The organism is Cupriavidus phytorum, from assembly GCF_003254285.1.
Taxonomy (GTDB): domain Bacteria; phylum Pseudomonadota; class Gammaproteobacteria; order Burkholderiales; family Burkholderiaceae; genus Cupriavidus; species Cupriavidus phytorum.
In genome coordinates, this window is the sequence record NZ_QKZN01000007.1 from 95,100 (window position 1) to 114,911 (window position 19,812).

Below are 19,812 nucleotides of genomic sequence, written 5' to 3' on the forward strand. Positions count from 1 at the left end.
CAATTTCCTTTGTAACTATTCTGGTCTCACGAGAACCAAGCTCGTCTGAAGGGTTTTCATATTCTCGCGATCCGGCCAATAGTCGAGCTTTAGCTCAAATCCTTTCGCATACACCTGACCGTTTCGACCAGAAATTCGATCTATTACCTTTGTCAAAAAACCTTCTTGCATCGTAGCAAACATCCCCGTCAACCTCATAACCCCGGTTTTTGTGTCAATCTTAAGCACAGGACCCTGGCGCATACCAGTCAATCCCTCACTCAAAATAGAACTGGTGGGTTCCTGCCTTCCGTCTTCGCATAGAAGACCGCCTATCGCGGTACGCTTGCCTTGCTCGCCGATGGCAGTGAACGATATTTGCAGACGGGTACCCCGGGCATAACGGGGGAGTGCCACCTCATAGCTAGCTACGACCCCTACGGCATTGGAGTCTGACGCGACTGACAGTTTGGCCTGAGCAACCAGCATCATACGGTTCAGGACTAAGAGCTCTTCGTCCACTCCTGAAAAAGGAAAGACCCCTTTACGGGTCCCGTCGTAGCACGCGTTCTTGTTGCCCAACGATCGGAGCTTTCCGCTTCCAAAAACTCCATTATCTAGCCAATACTCAACAGGTAAGAAATTTTCGTCGTCGGTCGCAAATGCCTGCCAAGCGAAATACAGGGATGCCCCGATGAGGGCAATCGTAAGAAGCGCCCATCCGACTGGACCTAAGCTCAGACCAAGTATCGCAACGGTGCCGCCAGTGGCTGATGCAGTCGCCGCGGCTACGCCAGCAAAGCCAGCCGCAGCAACGAATACACCGGATCCTATTGTCCAAAGGCCGGAGTCATAGTCTTTTTTGTGGATTTTATTGCCTCCCTTGAAGAGCAGGAAAACGCCTTCAATAATGCCTGCAACAGCTCCAAACCGTGAAGCAATGATCATTCGTCGAGCGAGTCTGTCCTTCGCCGTTCCGCGCAAAATCGCTATTGCAGCTGAAACCTCAAGTCCAGCACCAATGGAAGAGAAGACCGCTGTAACCATGCCGACGCCTGCTTCAGTTTTCCCCAGGCCATCCTGCGCTTTGCCCCAATCCCCCAGTGCGTTGTTAAAGGCATTTGCCTGGAAGAAAATCACACCAGCGGAAAGCACCGCGTCAACCCCTGAGCTGCGAAGCGCCAAGGCGTTCTCCAGCCAAGGGTTCGATGGCGCGACTTGAGAACCAGCAACACGGGCAGCGGAAAGGTCGACCTCCCTGAGTCCAAATTTACGCATCATCTCTGGGCTTAGTTTTCCGTCCCCCGCCTGGACGCGCTGTACCACCCATGCCGCAGTAACCCCAGTTGCCCCAGATCCTGGGGGGTCGAAAAGAACGGCGCCGTCGACCGCCTCGGACAACGCCCAACCCCGCTGCCCCAGATTTCCTTTTGTGGACAAATACGGGCCTCGGCCATTCCTCGATGCGGTTCGAATCGGAGCCTGCGCCGCAAGCCTCGCCTCGCCGCTGCCAACAGCCATGATCATCTGCGCCATCTTTTCGAACGTTCCCTTCACCAAAACGGGTTGGGGAACAACATCGGCGCGAACGACCAGCGTCATCGCCACTCGCCGCATCAATCTTTGATAAGCCTGAGGATCACTCCTCAGGAGTCGTCCCATGCGCCCGGCAACCGTCTCAATCAAAGCTGCTGTCGCATCGTTGGCCGCGCGCTTCGCGCGGATCGCCGCGCGAAACTCGTTGGCCTTCTTTATGCCGTCAAATGACCAGTCTTTGGCCAGTGCGGTTGCGCCTTTGACGGAATCATAGACCTTGTCTTCTTTCTTCTGATCCGTCAGATACTGTTGGAAGTCCGTGTGCAGACCAGAAAGTGCCCGCTCGAACCAATTGTCCTCCGGACTTTTCGTCCCTCTCAGTACCGGCTCCCAGATCTTCTCGTGCTCAGCTTTCGTCAACCCGGACCCGCAAACGCATAGAGCCACCATCTGCTCTAAGTCATGGGCACTTACTGCGCTAGAGCTCGAAAAGTCCTCGCGTTGAATCTGAGCCCATTGCTGCGACTCTTTCCATTTCACATAATCATTACTCGCTCGCTCGATCCGCGCATTGAGTGCTTTGATTGCGTCTGCTTCACGCTTTGCTGCTTCCCACGCTGGTTGGTTAATGTGCTTCAGATACCGGTCCGGACCGTAGCTGTTGAACCACCCAGGATCCTCTTTGGCGCTCTGCACAATTCCGGCAATGACTTCCGCGATAATCCGCTTCCTCGCAATCTCTTCGTTCCCTACGCCATTCATGGCGGCCAACTCAGCTGTTAAGCGACTTCTGTACCAATTGAGCTGGCTAGTCACCCCCACTGGATCCGGCAGCGCTAAAATCACACCCGTCTTACCTGGCGTCTTCTGCGACATGGCTGCCATCTGACGCGCGAGTTCAGAGCCCTTGTTCCCCGAATTAGCTGACGAGGTTAACACTGGCGAAACTGGCTTGGCATTTGGCAGATACCAGGGAATTCCGCCGGTAGTCGTGGCGTGCTGCGCATCTGCGCTACGTGAATGAAGCGGCTCCAACAGCGCTTCATTGAGCTTGCTAATGGCAGCAGGAGAGGCGTAGTCCGCCACGTAATTTCCAACGTCAGGCCGCATACTCAAGGCGCTTGGAACGGCCCGCCCTTTGCCGACGTTGCCGGCAGCCATCGCGACCACGTCAATTTCCATCATCCGGCGATCGCGAGACCCTGCCTTATTTTCAGCGTAGCTCTTCAGCACATCATCAGCCCACCGGTAACGGCTATATGCTATCCATACCTTCGGCGTGGTTTGGGGATTTAGAACCAATACCTGCAGTGCAACAGGGTTATGCTCATCGCGCTTGCAAGCGGTTGGCGCATCCAACGGCTCTCGTTCACGAGGGTTCCCCGGCAACGCCGTAGCAGGCATCGATCGCAATAGCCCAGAAGAATCGATGAGATATGCGTCCCATGTTTTGTCTGGCTTCAATACATAGAGGTATCCTGCCAACACTGCCCGCAAGTAGCTCCAGCTTTCGGCAAGTTCCCCTGCACTTACCGCGTTCGCTAACATGTCAATTTCAGTGCCCGCTTGGGTTCTGAGCACAGGAAACGGATCAGACTTGACCGCCTTTGGCAGAACACCGACCAGAGTAGGCAACACGGCAAGACCTTCTTTTACGCAATCCGGACATCGTCCTCTACCACTAGCGCGGCTATTTGTTGAAGCTTTTTGCACCGCAACTGCAATTCCCGTATCCGACATGCTCATTCTCCGTCCCGCACCAACTGGGCGCCTTTCAATTCCATTTTCAAGGAAGTCCACCAACTATCAGTGAAGGCATCAAGACCGCATAAAGGTGATTTACTTTCCCTCCTGGCATTCAACATAGCCTCGCGTACCAGCGGATGCTCATCAAATTCCAGGCCAATCAAGACGGCAAACAGTGCATAGCGAATCTGCTCTTCCTGCGTATCGAGGCCCCACGTTTCTAACGCCTTCGTCACAGCCTTAGCGACACATTGCTGCAATCTTGGCGTACACGGAACATGATTCATGTCCTGCAATACATCCAGGGTACGGTTGGTGGATTCGGCAAGCGTCAGCAGCGGCAATTGTTCGTTATCCAAGGCAACTTGACTTGACCACCTAGAATCCGACTCGACCGAAATCACGCTTTCTAATTTCATATCTCGCCCCAGCCACCACCATCCTGACACGCAAGAAAAGAAGTCTTCGCGTTGATTCGAAGTTAAAATCCAAGATAGCAAATCCAGGACACGCGGATCCCAATAACGGAAAAGCCTACGTTGGTAAGCGACAGTCATTATTGAGCGTTCCGCCAACCGCTTCGCCAGTATCTCAGGGGGGGCATGACTGGCCACCCAGCCGCACACCGACCTACCGAATTCGCGCTGGTCTTCCTCGCGGAGTGCTTGCTCGATGGCAACACCAAGACTTTTGTCCAACGAAAGATCGCGACCAATATCGCCAAGCGGCGCTATGTAAGGGCGACGGTCAGTAGGTAGTCCCGCGTACGAGATCGGCAAGGTTACGGCTTTTGAGCGCGCAGGCTCCAGGTCCAGAGGATCGTGCAGAGCAGTGTCGACCAGAACATAGAGTTTTACCCCTTCCATTTGTTCGAGGTCAGCGAACAGTGCATCTCGCAGCCGCAATTGAAGCGCGTCTTTATCCATTACTGACTCAAGCAAACGCGGCCCCTCCCTGGGTAGCACCACCCAACGCCGCGGCGCAGCCCTTATAGTTGCCTGTTGGGAGCTCCATCTCCGCTCCACTACCCCCCGGCCCCACAAACAAGTGCTGCGCCCCCTTAAACGTAGTCATCCCCGGCGCATGCACCTCAATCGTGTTGCCAAGCACCCGGATCTGCGCCCCGGCCGCATTCAACAGCACATGCTCCTTCGCTTGCACATTGACCGCCCCCTGAGACGAGGACACGGTCACCAGCTTTTCAGCGGCGATGCGTCCGTGTCCCTGCAAGCTGGTAACACTCACCTTCCCGCTCGCCGCATGCATGGCAATCCCCGCCGCGGACTCACCCCCAGCCTTGCCATGCGTAAACAAGCTGAGCCCATCAGCCACCGCCACCGACAGATTCCCACCCGCCGCCACATTGGCATCCTTCTGCGCCGCCACTGTCAGCTGCGTACCCGCGACCAGCACCGCATCGGCGGGCGTGGTTGCGGCGATGCCCTTGGGTGCTGACACCTGCAGGTGGGGCTCGTTATAGGCAGTGGCGCTGGCCTTGCCATCGGTTCCTGTTTCCGTATGGCGCAGCACTTCGGTGGTGTGCTTCAACTGGGCGATGGCCGGGAGTTCGGCTGGAGCCGGTTCGTCCGGCAAGTCCGCCTTCTGCTTGCGCGCGACATCGGCCAGCGAGGTCAGCAGTTCGGTGCTGGCTTCCACCTGCGCTGCAGCGCCCTCGCTGTCGAGCAAGGGCACATTGGTGCCGGCGCCGTGCGCGGTCAGCAGCATGCCCGCGCCGCCTCGCAAGGCGCCGCTGTCTGCGGTTTCCAGCGCGGCGCCGTGACCGAGTGCTGCCTGGCGGGCGTTGTCGCGTTGTTCAAGGTGATGGCCCAGCGTCAGGGCCGAAGCCGCTTGTGTGGTGGATAGCAGGGTGCGGCTTTGTCCCGAGGTATCGTCGAAGACCAGTTGGTTGTAGCCGCCGGTACCGTCCTGGCTGTGGCCAAGCGCCTGGGTTTTGATGCCGGACAGGACCGCATTGTGAGCGTGGCCTTGCTGGCCGTCGGGCTTGCCGTTGCCGTCTTGCTTGCCATCGGCGGCCTCGTTGCTGCCGGCGAACCACGCCGGTGCATTGCCGGTGGCGTTGGCAGCGCCGGTCTGGTTCTGGTTGTACTGGGCGCTGGCCTGGCCGCGGCCGTTGTAGGCGGCGCCGATCACGACCGGGCGGTCGATGTCGCCGTGCTGGAATTCCACCACCACTTCCTGGCCGACGCGCGGCAGTGCCACGCCGCCCCAGTTGGCGCCGGCAACGGGGGTCGCTACGCGCACCCAGGTGCCCAAACCGGCTTCGGCGCGGGCGTTGTCGTCGCCCGCGGGATGAGCCAGCCGGCTGGCCGAGCGGGCGCCGCGTTGCCAGTGGAACTGGACCTTTACCCGATGGTCGCGTTCGGTATGCACGGGACCGTCGGTGCCGATGACGATGGCGGTCTGTGCGCCGGTGACGGTGGGCCGCGGGTGTAGTTGCCGGCCTTGTCCGTCAAGCTGCTGCGGGCGGTATGGGATCTGTGCCGGCACTACCGTAAATTGATTGCGGTAGAACGGCACGTCCCCGGCGGCCGAAGTATCTTCGGCTGGCGCCTCAGTCGGCTGCCCGGTCCCGAGCAATTGATCGATGACGCCGCGGAAGCGCTCGTTCAGGTTGTTGCGGGCCGCGTGCGCCACCGCCAGGACGACAAAGCGGCGCTCGTCGTCTCCGTGCACGCGCTCGTAGTCATAATGGCCGGTCAGCACGAAGCGGCTGGCGGGCGCCAGCGTGCGCACGCTGCCCTCGCCAGAGAACGACAGGCGCCGGACTTCCAGCGCCTCCACCAGTTGCCGTGCATGGCGCTGCGCCTGGTCGCCGTCTTCGAACCAGTATTGGCCGGGATAGTCGGTGTCCTGCAGGGCCGGGGCAGCGGAATTGCCCTCGGCCGGCGCACCGGCTTCGGCGCTGCGCACCGCCTTGGCGCGATAGTCCCAGCTGGCCACGGCGACGGCATTGGTCTGCAGCCTGCGCGCGCCTTGCCAGCGGTCGATCACGTCTTCGGCAGCGGTGGCATCGGCGCGGCCGAAGCGGATGCTGGCCTGTTCGTTGTCCTGGAAGACATCGTTGGCATCGGCGATCACCATGCGGTGCGTGCCGAGCGCCTCGCCGTCGCCGGCTTCATGTTCGAAGTAATAGAACAAGCCTTCTTCGGCGAGCAGGCGCGTCACGAAGTCGAAGTCGCTCTCTTCGTACTGCGTGACGATGCTGCGGCGCGGATAGGCCGAGGCGTCGCGCAGCGCCCAGCGCCACGCCGGCACCAGCTTGCCCTGGCCGTTGTAGTCGCCGAACACGCTGTCCACCACGTCGACCACCGACATGTCCTGGAACAGGAAGCTGTCGCGGCGGTGGCGCAGGAAGGCCAGCCAGGGTTCCACCACCATCCGGTAGCGCGCCAGCCCGCCGTTGGCACCCACCCGCTCAAAGCGCGTGACGTGGCCATGGAATGGCCGCAGCATGGTGCGGCTGCGCTGGGTCAGCAGGTCGATGCGCACGGCCTGGCCCAGCAGGCTTTGCGCCTCGATGCCGGCGTTATCCGACACCGCCGTCAGTTCGATGCGGAACCCGCCGCCGTCCAACTGCTCTGCCGCCTGCAGCTGCTCCGGCATCAGCGCGTCTTGCCCAAGGGGCGTCTGCAGGCGCAGCAAGCGGTTGGCCTGCGAGAAAGCGGCGCCAAGCAGTTTGGCCAGGTCGGTCGCTGAAACCATGAATTACTCCCGCGATGTCACGAGTCTGCGCATGCCGATATCAGCTGATGCGGTACTTGAACTCACCGTTCTTGCCCGTGGTGACCTTGATCTTGTCGACGCCACCGCCCTCTGCCATGCGCACCAGCACGGTTTGCGCGATCTCCGGAAGCAGCGTCCCGTTGAGGATATGGTCGACCGCACGCGCACCGGCATCGACTTCGGTGCAGCGCGCCAGCACCGCCTCGACCAGCGCGTTGTCCCACTGGAATTCCGCCTGGTGGTTGGCGGCCACACGGTCGCGGATGCGGCCCAGCTTGAGCGTGATGATTTCCACCAGCACGTCGTCCGGAATCGGGTAGTACGGCACTACCTTGGTACGCCCCAGGAAGGCCGGCTTGAAGGCCTTGTACAGTGTCGGTCGCAGCATCTCGGCCAGGGCGTCCGCGTCAGGTAATTCCTCTGCCGGCTTGTTCAGGCAGGCCTGCATGATCGCCGACGAGCCGACATTCGACGTCAGGATGATGATGGTGTTGCGGAAGTCGATGGGCCGCCCTTCGGCATCGTCCATCTCGCCCTTGTCGAACACCTGGAAGAACATCTCCAGCACATCCGGGTGGGCCTTCTCGATCTCGTCCAGCAGCACCACGCTGTAAGGGTTGCGGCGCACGGCCTCGGTCAGCACGCCGCCCTCGCCATAACCGACATAGCCTGGCGGCGATCCCTTCAGCCCCGACACGCTGTGCGCTTCCTGGTACTCGCTCATGTTGATGGTGATGAGCTTGCGTTCGCCACCGTAGAGGATGTCTGCCAGCGCCAGCGCGGTTTCGGTCTTGCCGACGCCGGACGGGCCTGCGAACAGGAACACGCCGCGCGGCTTGTTGGGATCTTCCAGGTTCGCGGTGGCGGTGCGCACGCGCTGGGCGATTGCATCCAGCGCATGGTCCTGGCCGATCACGCGCGCGGCCAGCAAGGGCTTCAGGTTCAGCACCGTGCGCAGCTCATCCTTGACCATGCGGCCGAGCGGAATACCTGTCCATGCCGATACGATCTCGGACACCACGTGGCCGTCTACCTGCAACGGCACCATCGGTGCTTCACCCTGGAGCGCACGAAGCTCCGCCAGCAGCTGGTCGAGTTCGTCGGGCTCCGCAGCCACAGCGGCTGCCTTGCGGCTGCCCTTGCGCGGCATTGCCACCACATCGCTGTTGGCGGCCATGGCCGGGGCGGCTGCTTCCGTCTCCGCATCGTTGCCGTGCTCTCGTGCCGCACGCAGTGCCTGGATGCGCGCCACCAGTTCGCGCTCCTGCGCCAGGCGCGCATCGGCGGCGGCCACGCGTTGCTCCAGTTCGGTACGCTGTGCTTCCAGCGTGGCCAGACGCTCCGCGTGCGCGGCGCCGACGCGCTGCTCGCGCTGCAGCGCGGCCAGTTCCACGGCCAGGCGCTCAAGCGCCTTGCGATCGTCCTCGATCGCGCCTGGCGTGGCGTTCTGCCCCAGCGCCACCTTGGCGCAAGCGGTATCGAGCACGCTGACCGCCTTGTCCGGCAGCTGGCGGCCGCTGATGTAGCGATGCGACAGGCGCACCGCCTCGGTGATGGCTTCGTCCAGCACGCGCACGCCGAAATGGCGCTCCATCAGCGGTACCATGCCGCGCAGCATCGCTGCGGCCAGCGTCTCGCTAGGCTCGTCGACCTTGACCACCTGGAAGCGCCGCGCCAGGGCGGCGTCCTTCTCGAAGTACTTCTTGTACTCGCTCCAGGTGGTCGCGGCGATGGTCCGCAGCTCGCCGCGCGCCAGCGCCGGCTTGAGCAGGTTGGCGGCATCGTTCTGCCCGGCCTGGCCGCCCGCGCCGATGATGGTATGGGCCTCGTCGATAAACAGGATGATGGGCTGCGGGCTCTTGCGGACTTCCTCGATGACGTTCTTCAGGCGATTCTCGAATTCGCCTTTTACGCTGGCACCGGCCTGCAGCAGCCCCATGTCGAGCGTACGCACGGTCACGCCCTGCAGCGGCGGCGGCACGTCGCCCACCGCAATACGCTGCGCAAGGCCTTCGACCACCGCGGTCTTGCCGACGCCGGCCTCGCCGGTCAGGATCGGGTTGTTCTGCCGGCGCCGCATCAGGATGTCGATGACCTGGCGGATTTCGGCATCGCGCCCGATCACCGGGTCGATACGGCCATCGCGGGCGGACTGGGTCAGGTCGACGGTGAACTGGTCGAGCGCCGGCGTCGCGGTCAACGCCGGCGCCGCCGTGGCATCGCTGGCGCTTGCCGTGATCCCGCTGCCCTCGGCCATGTCCACCGCCTGCTCCCGCTCTTCGGAACCGGCGGTCAGCTTGTCGAAATCATGCTTGAGGCGATCCGCATCAAACTCCGCAAAGCGATGCGAGCCGCGTACCGCCAGCGGCGCCAGCGCCGGCTCCGTCAGCAGGGCCAGCAGCAGGTGGCCGGATCGGATGCGGGTGGTCTGGGAGTCGAGCGACGCAATCAGCCACGCATGTTCGAACAGCTTCGGCAGATAAGGCGAGAAAGCCGGCGTGCGCGTGTTGCCGTCCTTGAAGCGCGCGATTTCCGCTTCCAGGTCGCGCTGCAGCGCCGAGGGATCGATGCCGCTGGCACGCACGGCCACCGAGAAATCGCTGCGCGCGTTTTCCAGCAACGCCAGGAACAGGTGCTCCAGGTCGACCTCATAGTTGCCGCGCGCCATGCACAGCGACGCGGCGCGCTCCGCGGCCTGCCGGCAGCTTGCATTCAGTTTGGCGATCAACGTCTTGAGGGGAATGGCCATGGCGGCTTGGGCTCCGGTAGGTGTGAATCGCGTTGGTGGCGCGCGTTAGTGGCGAAATCGGGACGAAAGCAAAGCTGTACTCAATGCACGGGCGCAAGCGTGTAGCGCGCATCGCTGCGGTCCTGGCGCGCGGGCCTGGTGCTGAGGAAAGTACCCCAGCCAAGCCTGCCGCTACCTTCGGCGCCGAGCGCGCAGCCGGATACGTCGCTGGCGCGCAAGATCAAGCCGACTTCGTACTCCAGCGTCGCACCGCACAGCACCGTCACCATCTTGCGCAAGGCCAGGGCGCCTTCGGCACCCGGCAGGAAGTTGCGATACTGTTCGCGGCCCAGCGGCCCCATCCAGATCCGCACGCGCAGGTCGCGCTGCCAGACGCGGGCCCCGGCAAGGGCGGTGGCACCCAACAGGTTGTTGGTGCCGCCAAGCCGCGAATACTGTGACGGCGGCACGTGGTACCAGCCGCCGACGAACTGCTCCACGCGTACTTCAGCCTGGAAGTAGTCGGACAGCACCTGCTGCAAATAGGCGGCCGATACCGGCCGGTGGCGCGCGGCGGTGGCATACCCGGCCAGCGCTTCGTCATGCACGACCCCTGCCGTGGCTGACAGGCTGCGCCGCATGGACTTGTCGGCCATGCCGGCCAGCGACAGCAGCAGTGGCAGGTAGTGCCGGGTGCGGTCGACTTCGTGCTGGAACGGCAGCCGGTACTTTTTCCACGCCTGGTAGAACAGCGCCGTCGCGCGATTGGAAAAGATATCGAAGAAGGCGCGTGCGGCGCGGTCGCGGCGCAGGGTTTCGCGCTCCGCCACGATCTCGGTGTAGTGCAGCGGCAGCGCGCCCTGCGCGCCCAGCATCCCGAAGAAGGTGGGAGTGATCGACACCTGGTCCAGCGCACCAGCGGCCAGGGCCTGCGCAAAGGCCGCATCGCTATCCAGTTCCCCATTCAGCGCCGTGGCGGCCTCGATGGACTGCAGCTCGCTCGGCGGGAACGACAGCGACAGGGTGTTGCGGAAGGCGACGCGCGTGGCCAGCACCTGCTCCGGTGTGCCAGCACCTTCGCGCGCATAGTGGAGCTCGAGCAACCGCACCGCCTGGAAGAACTCGTAGCGGTAGGGTTGCCGCAGCAGCGTGCGGATTACACCAGGATCGATTCGCCGCTGCGGGGTGCGCATCTTGCCAGTTCCTTGCCGCCGCGGCGCGATACCGCGACCAGCTGCACAAAGCTGTTCAGGTGGACATACAGGCCAAAGAAATGATCCATGACCCGGATAAAGCGATGCAGTCCCGTGCCGACGAAGGCATCCTCGTCCAGCGTCAGCTGGATCTCGAGCCCGCGCACAAAGGTGGCGAACGGCTTGCCGGCCAGCCACTGCGTCGTCGGCTTGTAGTCGAGGCCGACGATGCCTTCGATCTGCCGCGCCGAGATCGCGCTGCGCGGCAGGTCATGCAGGCGCAGCATCTCCTTGAGCGTGGCCAGGCCGTTCTGCACCAGGGACAGGTGATTCAGCGCCAGCAGCGAAACCAGCCGCCACTGCGACGAGCGCCCGCTGCTCAGCCGCATCGACGGCGTTGGCTTGCGCAGGAAGCTTATGCGGCGAGCGATCGAGCTGCCCTCCATGCTCAGGTCGCCATCGGGCTGCCCGAACGCCAGCAGCGCGGGCAGGTCGCGGTTGGTGCAGGTCACGCTCAGGCTCAGCGTTTCCGTGCGCGGGCTGGCGGGATCGAAGTCCGAATCGACGATGGAGATTTCGGTCTCGAAGCCCGGGCTGCGTTCCGCTACCAGGGCATTGCGGCGGGCGATCCAGTAGTGGCCGGCGCTGCCCGGATCTTCGCCGTGGTGCAGCGAGTAGAACGGCCGGAACTCCACCACGTCGTGACTGGCTGCGGTTTCGCGCACCAGTTGCACCTGGTCGATCGAATAAATCTCGAAACCGTGTGCGCGGCGGCTGTCGGCCACCACCGGATAAGCAGTGGCGGTATGCTCGATGCGGATCGGGTCGGCCTTTTGCCGGAACAGGTTGACCACCGGCGTGCAGTGCAGGCGCAGGTGAGCCGCGCCAAGCCCTTCGAGCAGACGCGCGGTGTTGCTGTCGCTGCGCACCTCGGTCAGTACCAGGTGCAGGGTCACGCGGCGCACAGCGCCGCCGGGCAACAGCGCCCGCTGAACCGGGTCCAGGTCGAGATCGAAGAAGTTGAATTTCTCGGCAAAGCCGAAATGCTCGCTCAGCAGGCGGTATGCCGGATGCGAGCGCGCGGGGGTGTCGATCAGCGCCTCGTCCGCACCGAATCCCACTTCGCGCAGCGGCACCCGCTGCAGGCGCTTCCACACGCCGGGGCGCTCTTCCACATATGCCGCGGCCACGTGCAGGAATAGCGCGTCGCCCAGGGCCGCAACGAACGACGGTTCGCCATCCAGGTAGACGCGCACCGCGTGGCGGCCCAGTGCATCGAAGCCGCCCTGCTCGCCGAGGTACTCCAGTTCGATCGAGATGGCGCCCGTGGCGCCCTTCGGCAAGGTCACCGTCGACGGCGCCGACACCGCCCGCTCAAAACCAGCGGCAGCGACCCGCAATGGCAAGAAGGTCACATCATAGGCCGTGCGGAAACGGCACTCCACCTTGCGCACCGGGCGCGTAGTCAGCAACGTGCCGCGCGGCACCGTGACCGGCGCGCTCAACTGCGCCGCCATGCCGGCCACGTCGAAATGCGCAATCGAGCAGGACGGAAACGGGCTCAGGTAGTGCGGATACAGTACCTCCAGCAGCGCTTCGGTGAATTCGGGGTACTCGTCGTCGAGCTTCTTGCTGATGCGGGCGGACAGGAAGGCGAACGATTCGATCATCCGCTCGACGTGGGGGTCGTCGCAGCCATCGGCCGACATTGCCAGGCGCGCCGCAATCTTGGGATAGCGCTCGGCAAAGTCGCGCGAATACCGGCGCAGGAAGGCCAGTTCGCGTTCGTAATATGGCAGCAAGTCTTCCATTCTGTATGGCCGGTGGTGACACTAGTAAGGCGGATACGCAGCGATGGAGGTCCGTAGCTCCGACGGCCAACCTGACCCGCCGCCGCGCTTCAACCCCGCCCTCGGGTGACCGAATACTGCAGCGTCGATGGCTGCAGCATGGCATCGAAGCTGACCGGCTCGCGCGCGGGCCCCACCAGCAGCACCGCGCTGATGCCAAAGCACAGCACGCTGGTGGCCCGCTCGTTGACCGACAGCGCGACGTTGACGTTCTGCAAGCGCGGCTCATGGCGCTCGATCGCATTGCGCAACGACTGGCAGATGTACTGGCGGTCATCGAAGCTGGCCAGGCTCAGCCCCGCGAAGTCATTCAGCCCATAGGTCAGCAGCGACCGCCGGCATTCCGGCAAGCCGTTGAAATCGGCATCCTCATGGACGATGCGCGTGTTCAGCAGCGACTCGATGTCGCGGGCAACCGTGGCCTTCAGCTCTTCCAGCGACAATTGCCGCAGCGCGCTGGGCAGCGGCGCGTGCGGCTCGTCGTCGAAGAGCTTGTCGAGCAGGCTGGGCTCAAAGCCTTTCATGGGAGCGAACAAGCAAATGCCGCGGCAACGCTGCCGCGGCAAGGCTTGACTGCAGGAACGTCAGACCGAGTAGGTCTTGTCGTTCTTGGTCAGGCTCCAGGCGCCCTGCGAGTTGCCGCCCTGGTTGCCGCCGATCTTCTGCTGCGTGTACTTCCACTGCACGGCAGCGTACTTCAGCGTGAAGCTGTCGCTGGGGATGCCCTCGGCAACCACGTTGGCCGACACTGCGCCAAGGATGGCGTTCTTCAGCTTGATTTCCAGGTACTTGACGCGCTTGCCTTCACCGTCGGCACGCAGGAAGTCGATGGTGACTTCGTCGAACGTGGTGCCGCCCGACACGTGCTGGTACAGCAGCGGGCTGACCACGTCCAGATCCTTGGTGAACACCATCTCGCCGTGCTCGCAACGCTCGGCGGTATGGCCGCCCGCGGTGGACGCGGTTGCCGAACGCGGCTGCGTGATGCTGTGCTTCCAGGTGTTGACCTCGATCCAGTCCTTGTGGTCCTTGTCTTGCGATTCGCCCTTGATTGCCGGGCTGCCGAACTTGACGTAGATATCCTTCATGGAAAGACCCTCGATGAAAATCGCTATTTAGGCTTCTTGCCAGTTGCCTGGCATTGCTAGGTACTGCGCCCGCATTCCCCCGCAGGGATCGCGGTCAGGAGTTTGCCGCTTTCGGCAAATCCGCAACCAGCCGCAGCGAGATCGAAAGTTCATCAAGCTGGAAATGCGGGCGCAGGAAGGCGACGGAGCGGTAGGTGCCCGGCTTGCCGGGTACCTCCGACACCTGGATCGAGGCTTCCCGCAGGGGGAACTGAGCCTTCTGCTCCTGGCTGGCGTTGTCGTCCAGCAGAACGTATTGGGAGATCCAGCGGTTCAGGAAGCTCTCCACGTTCTGCGCTGAAGCAAAGCTGCCGATCTTGTCGCGCATCATGGCCTTCAGGTAATGCGCCACGCGCGACACCGAGAAGATGTACTGCAGTTGGGCCGACAGCACGGCATTGGCGTTGGCGCTGTCGGTGTTGTACTTCTTGGGCTTCTGCACCGACTGGGCGGCGAAGAACGCGGCATAGTCCGAGTTCTTGCAGTGCACCAGCGGGATGAAGCCGAGGTCGCTCAACTCTTTCTCGCGGCGATCGGTGATGGCAATCTCGGTCGGGCACTTGAGTGCGATTTCGCCATCATCGGTCTTGAAGGTATGCGTCGGCAGGTCCTCGACCAGGCCGCCGCCTTCGACGCCGCGGATGGCTGCGCACCAGCCAAAATCCTCAAAGGCTGCGGTCAGACGCGCGCCGAAGGCCCAGGCGGCGTTGCACCACAGATATTTGCCATGGTCGGTGCCGTCCACATCCTCAACGAAATTGAAGCCCTCGACCGTGGTGCCGTCCTTCGGGTTGTACGGCAGGCGCCCCAGGAAGCGCGGCATGGTCAGGCCGACGTAGCGCGAATCCTCGGATTCGCGGAACGACTTCCACTTGGCATATTCGACGGTATCGAAAACCTTGGCCAGATCGCGCGGCTTGCCGAGATCGGCGAAGGTCTCCAGGCCGAGCAGCTCGGGCGACGCCGATGCGATGAACGGTGCGTGCGAGGCCGAGGCCACGTGCGACATCTGCTCGATGAAATACACGTCCTCGGGCTGGCGCGTGATTTCGTAGTCGCCGATCAGCGCGCCGAACGGTGCGCCGCCAAAGGTGCCGAACTCTTCTTCGTAGACCTTCTTGAACAGCGCGCTCTGGTCGAAGTCGATGGCGGTCTTGAAGTCACGCACGAGGTCGCGCTTGGTCGCGTTCAAGGCCTTGATCTTGATCATCGTGCCGGTCTGCGTTTCCTTGACCAGGTATGACAGACCGCGCCACGTGCTCTCCAGCTTCTGGAACTCCGGCGCATGCATCACGGCGCTGAGCTGGGCCGAGATCAGGCGATCCAGTTCGGCCACGCGCGCATCCAGCGTCGCCGACAGGTTGTCGGACACCACCACGGTACCATCCAGCACCTGGCTGACCAGCTCGCCGATGATGTCCTTGGCGCGGGCATGCTCGGAATCCGACTTCGCCACCTTGCTTTGCTCGACGATCTCGTCGAGCAGGTTCAACGTGCCGACAGCCGCACCGGGCTGGGCAACTGCAGCGGACTGGTTATCAAGCATCGTCGCCACCGTTCCTGGCATTGGCACCGAGCTTTTGCAGCGACTCGGTATTGGTCAGCACTTCCGAAAGCAGGTCTTCCAGCTTGTCGTTGCCGGCCAGCTTGTTGCGCAGGTCGGCCAGCTTGGAGCGGGCTTCGAGCAGCTTGCGCAGCGGCTCGATCTGCTCGACCACGGCTTCCGGATTGAAGTCTTCGAGGGAATGGAACTTCAGGTCCACGCCAAACTTGCCGCCTTCCTCCGAAAGCGTGTTCGGCACCTGGAATGCCGCGCGCGGCTCGATGCCGGCCATGACGTCGTCGAAGTTGTCGCGATCGATATTGACGAACTTCCGGTCGCGCAGCTTGGGCTGCGCCACTTCCGACTGGCCCGACAGGTCAGCCACCACGCCCACGACAAAGGGCAGTTCCTTCTGCTCGATGGCATCGCCCTTCTCGACGTCGTACGTCAGTTGCACACGCGGGGGACGCACCTTCTGCAGGCGCTTCTGGACACTTTCTTTCTTGGCCATCACTACTCTCCGATCTGGCGGAATCCGGTCTTGGAATCAGCGCAGGGCGCCGAACGGGTCTGCGCTGCCGCCGCCCGAAGCTGCGGGTTGTGCCGGCTGCGCCGCGGCGGCGGTCGGCTTGGCAGGCGCGGCACGGCGGCGCGGCACCGGCTTGGCCACGGGCGCGGCATTCTTGTCGCGGGGGAACAGCACTTGCTCGCCCAGCGTGTCGCGCAGCATCTGGGCCAGCAGCTGGGCGTCGGAACGGACGTCGCCAGCCAGGGCGCTGTCGGCGCGCAGTTCCTGCAGCGAGCGGCGCGCCACGCGCAGGCCGCTGACCGCCAGCACGCTCTTGGCCTTGCGGTCGGTGGCGTCGCGCTGCAGCGCTTCTTCGGCCGCGACGATCGCCTGCGGGTAGTGCTCGGCACCAAACTCGATTTGCGCCATGCGCGACCACGGTTCTTCGCGCGTCGGGTTGTTCTTGGCGATCTGCTCGAACAGGTTGATGGCCTGCTCGCGCTGTCCGCTGGCCAGCGCCGCTTCGGCCTCGGACATGCTCTGCTTGAACGACTCATCGCTCTGCGGCCCCGGATTGGAGGTTGCGCAGCCGGCGAGCAGCACGGCGGTGCTGGCCAGCATCACCAGGGTGCGATGGATTCCTGACTTGGGCTTGTAGTCGTTCACGGCGAGTCTCTGTGAAAGTTCAAGATTGCGGCGGGGCGATTCGGGCCCGGCCCTGGCAAGATCCCGTCTGGGAAAAGCGCCAAATGCCAATAATGTCAGAACTGTGTTGAACCCGAATTGGCCGGAATAGTACACTCTGCCGCTTACGGCTGACAACAGATCGGTGGATATTGTCAGCATTAGTACTTTTTGGTAGTTCTCTACCATTTTGTTGGATAGGTCTCCAACTGCTGAATTAGATATTCCTAACTTCTGTCATGCGACAAATTGAATTCAGTCGGGCGCCGGACAGCAAGCCAACCGGGCACGCCCCGCGCCGCGCCGCCGCAGGCCAGCGGGCGAGCTTGGCGGCGGGGCTGGCTGCGGCTGTCTGCGTTGCGGCGCTGACAGGCTGCGCGGTTGGCGGCACGCTGCTGGCGGGGGCGGCCAGCGGCGCGCTGGAAGCAGTTGGCCTCAAACCGTCCAACCTGCCGGAATCACAGAAGCCGCCGCGCGAAGTCCCGCTGAAGCTGTACGCCGGCAACAACCTCAATGCAGCAGCCGATAACCGGCCGGCCGCCATCGTGGTGCGGCTCTACAAGCTGAAGGACCCCACCAGCTTCCTGCAGGCGCCGTTCGATACCTTCATCGACCCGCAACGAGAACAGAAGACACTCGGCGCTGACCTGGTACAAGTTAGAGAGATGACTCTAATTCCCGGCCAGCGCTATGAAATCGTGGAAAAGATCACGCGCGAGGCAGGCACCTTCGGTGTGGTGGCACTGTTTCGCAGCCCTGCCCCGCAGCGCTGGAAATTCGCCTTCGACAGCGCCAGGAGCGAAAAGTCCGGCGTGACCATCGGCCTGCACGCCTGCGCCATGACACTGACCGTTGGCGATGCCATCACGCCGGCGGGCGCCGCGGCCAGCAGCAATCTGAACCTCGTCTCGGCGGCCGGCTGCCGCACCTGACGTAGCCGACCAGGCACCAACAAGGACAACAAAGGCAAACGTGAGTTATTCCGCCAAGATTCTGTGGGGCGAAGGCCTGTTCCTGCGGCCCCAGCATTTCCAGCGGCAGGACGCATACCATGAGTCGCGCCTGCACGCCACCGCGCAAGTAATCCAGCCCTACGGCTGGGGCGTGCGCAATGCCAGTTTTGACACCGATGCGCTCGCCAGCGGGGTGCTGCGCGTGACCGAGCTGTCGCTGTTTTTCCCCGACGGCGAACTGTATTCCGCGCCTCAGGCCGACGAGCTGCCACCTCCCGTGGTGCTTGACGCGATTCCCGCCGGCACTTCGGAACTGACTTTCTACCTGGCGCTGCAGCCGCTGCACGACGCCGGCGGCAACTACCGCGACGACGCGGAAGGGTCGCTGTCGTCCCGCTACGTCGGCCTGCAGACCGAAACCTCGGACCTGTTCACGGAAGCCGAGCCCGCCGCCATCACTTACCTGAAAAAGGCGGTCCGGCTGGTGGCCGAGACCGAGCCGCGCGACCAGTTCATCTCCCTGCCGGTCGTGCGCATCCGGCGCACCGCGACCGGCGGCTTCGAACTGGACGAGACCTTTGTCGCTCCCAGCCTGTCGATCAATGCGTCGGCCGTGCTGTACCTGCGCCTGCGGCGGCTGATCGACGCGCTACAGGCCAAGGTCAATGCACTGTACGGCTTCCATCGCGAACCCACCAAGAACATCATCGAGTTCCGCTCGGGCGATATCGCGTCGTTCTGGCTGCTGCACACTGCCAACGCCTCTTTCGCTGCGCTGGCGCACCTGTTCCACCATCCCGAACTGCATCCCGAGCGGTTGTTCCAGGAAATGCTGCGCCTGGCCGGCGCGCTGATGACCTTTTCGAAGAGCCACACGCTGGCCGATCTTCCGGTCTACGACCACGACAGTCCGGGCCCGGTCTTTGCGCGGCTGGACAGCATCATCCGCGACCTGCTCGATACCGTTATCTCCACGCGCTACTTCTCGATCGCGCTGGACGAGACCCGTCCTTCGTTCCATCTGGGGCGCCTGGATTCCGGCAAGATCGACGACAAGACCAGCTTCTACCTGTCGGTGAGCGCGGACATGCCCGTGGCCGAACTGGTCGAGGCCATCCCCAGCCGCTTCAAGGTTGGCGCCCCGGACGATGTGGACAAGCTGGTGCTGTCGTCGATGCCGGGCGTGCCGTTGACCTACACGCCGCAGGTGCCGCCCGCGATCCCGGTACGTCCGGGCGCGTGCTATTTCGCGATCGAGGCGCGCGGCGCGCTGTACGACCGCATGCTGCAGGCGCAGACCATCACCATCTACACCCCGGCCGGCATCCGGGAACTCAAACTTGAACTGATTGCGGTGACCTCATGAGCGCTACCTCCACGCCTTCGCTGTTCGGCGCCTCGCCGGCCGGCCAGCCCTCTCCCGCCGCCGCAAGCTCGGCCGACGGCGCCATGCACGCCCGCACGCTGCTGGACCTGCTCTACGATGGCTTTTTCATGCTGTTCCTGCTGCGCAATGGCCAGCAGCCGGGCAGCGCCGAAGAGTTCCTGCAGAAGGTGCGCGACTTCCTCGATGATTTCGAGCGCGGCGCCAAGCGGCTCAACGTGGCGGCCGAAGACATCTTCGATGCCAAGTACGCTTTCTGCGCCGCCATCGACGAAACCATCCTGGCGTCGAACTTCAGCATCCGCAGCACGTGGGAGCGGCGGCCGCTGCAACTGGTGCTGTTCGGCGAGCAACTAGCCGGCGAAGGCTTCTTCACCAAGCTGGAAGAACTGCGCGCACACGGCGCGCCGCGCCTGCAGGCGCTGGAAGTCTTCCACATGTGCCTGCTGCTGGGGTTCCGCGGCAAGTACATCCTGGAAGGGCCCGAGAAACTGGCCTACCTGACCGCGCGGCTGGGCGACGAGATCTCGGCGATCAAGGGCAAGCGCGCCGCCTTTGCGCCGCAATGGCCGATCCCGGACAAGATCTCGCACGCGCTCAAGCGCGAAACCCCACTGTGGATCTTCGGCGCCGTCTTTGCACTGATCGCACTGCTGGCCTTCCTGGGGCTGTCGACCACGCTGCGCTCGCAGACCAGCAACACGCTGCAGGGCTACTCGCAGGTGATCAAGCTGGGGCCGCGTTATTCGCACCTGACCATCTCGCTGCCCTGATGCCGCGTTGATGCCATCGAAGGCGGTCCTGCCGTATCCAGGGCCGCATGCCGAACCCTCTAGC

The 19,812-nt window shown here is 63.1% G+C and carries 14 protein-coding genes; 3 read left to right on the plus strand and 11 right to left on the minus strand.

All coding sequences use genetic code 11. From position 1 onward, the window contains the following. Positions 1–15 precede the first annotated feature (15 nt). The 11 genes from C7416_RS28985 to C7416_RS18750 all read right to left on the minus strand — a co-directional run bounded on the left by C7416_RS28985 (position 16) and on the right by C7416_RS18750 (position 16,575). Positions 16–3,255 (minus strand): toxin VasX, encoded by a 3,240-nt coding sequence (locus C7416_RS28985; protein WP_146604292.1) that lies wholly within the window; start codon positions 3,253–3,255, stop codon positions 16–18. 2 nt (positions 3,256–3,257) lie between these two features. Then, the gene (locus C7416_RS18705; protein ID WP_111520320.1) at positions 3,258–4,187 is read right to left on the minus strand and encodes a DUF4123 domain-containing protein; all 930 of its coding nucleotides are present in this window, start codon (positions 4,185–4,187) and stop codon (positions 3,258–3,260) included. 7 nt (positions 4,188–4,194) lie between these two features. Beyond that, positions 4,195–6,984 carry a type VI secretion system Vgr family protein gene (locus tag C7416_RS18710; protein WP_111520321.1) on the minus strand — a complete coding sequence of 930 codons (2,790 nt, stop codon included), beginning with the start codon at positions 6,982–6,984 and terminating at the stop codon, positions 4,195–4,197. Between the two features lie 40 nt (positions 6,985–7,024). Next, on the minus strand, positions 7,025–9,754 hold the full coding sequence (gene tssH / locus C7416_RS18715; protein ID WP_111520322.1) for a type VI secretion system ATPase TssH: 2,730 nt from the start codon (positions 9,752–9,754) through the stop codon (positions 7,025–7,027). A gap of 80 nt (positions 9,755–9,834) precedes the next feature. After that, a complete protein-coding gene (gene tssG, locus C7416_RS18720; RefSeq protein ID WP_111520323.1) occupies positions 9,835–10,926 on the minus strand; it encodes a type VI secretion system baseplate subunit TssG in 1,092 nt (363 codons plus the stop codon). Next, positions 10,890–12,737 carry a type VI secretion system baseplate subunit TssF gene (tssF, locus tag C7416_RS18725; RefSeq protein ID WP_111520324.1) on the minus strand — a complete coding sequence of 616 codons (1,848 nt, stop codon included), beginning with the start codon at positions 12,735–12,737 and terminating at the stop codon, positions 10,890–10,892. The genes tssG and tssF overlap by 37 nt, the downstream gene beginning before the upstream one ends. Before the next feature lie 89 nt (positions 12,738–12,826). Then, positions 12,827–13,300, minus strand: coding sequence for a type VI secretion system baseplate subunit TssE (tssE, locus tag C7416_RS18730; protein WP_012355845.1), 474 nt, complete (start codon positions 13,298–13,300; stop codon positions 12,827–12,829). 60 nt (positions 13,301–13,360) lie between these two features. After that, complete coding sequence (locus tag C7416_RS18735) at positions 13,361–13,864, minus strand: Hcp family type VI secretion system effector (protein WP_012355844.1); 504 nt, start codon at positions 13,862–13,864, stop codon at positions 13,361–13,363. 94 nt (positions 13,865–13,958) lie between these two features. Then, positions 13,959–15,449, minus strand: a complete 1,491-nt coding sequence (gene tssC, locus C7416_RS18740; protein ID WP_062803262.1) for a type VI secretion system contractile sheath large subunit — start codon at positions 15,447–15,449, stop codon at positions 13,959–13,961. Further along, the gene (gene tssB / locus C7416_RS18745; protein ID WP_012355842.1) at positions 15,442–15,957 is read right to left on the minus strand and encodes a type VI secretion system contractile sheath small subunit; all 516 of its coding nucleotides are present in this window, start codon (positions 15,955–15,957) and stop codon (positions 15,442–15,444) included. The genes tssC and tssB overlap by 8 nt, the downstream gene beginning before the upstream one ends. A 36-nt stretch (positions 15,958–15,993) precedes the next feature. Then, a complete protein-coding gene (locus tag C7416_RS18750) occupies positions 15,994–16,575 on the minus strand; it encodes a tetratricopeptide repeat protein (RefSeq protein ID WP_111520489.1) in 582 nt (193 codons plus the stop codon). A gap of 302 nt (positions 16,576–16,877) precedes the next feature. Between C7416_RS18750 and tssJ the strand changes: the two genes are divergently transcribed. Genes tssJ through icmH form a run of 3 tightly spaced genes read left to right on the plus strand, consistent with a single transcriptional unit; the run spans position 16,878 to position 19,748 of the window. Further along, a complete protein-coding gene (tssJ, locus tag C7416_RS18755) occupies positions 16,878–17,570 on the plus strand; it encodes a type VI secretion system lipoprotein TssJ (protein ID WP_111520325.1) in 693 nt (230 codons plus the stop codon). Positions 17,571–17,610: 40 nt separating this feature from the next. Beyond that, positions 17,611–18,957 (plus strand): type VI secretion system baseplate subunit TssK, encoded by a 1,347-nt coding sequence (tssK, locus tag C7416_RS18760; RefSeq protein ID WP_018007532.1) that lies wholly within the window; start codon positions 17,611–17,613, stop codon positions 18,955–18,957. Then, positions 18,954–19,748, plus strand: a complete 795-nt coding sequence (gene icmH, locus C7416_RS18765; protein WP_111520326.1) for a type IVB secretion system protein IcmH/DotU — start codon at positions 18,954–18,956, stop codon at positions 19,746–19,748. Before tssK ends, icmH begins: the two co-directional genes overlap by 4 nt. Positions 19,749–19,812: the final 64 nt, after the last annotated feature.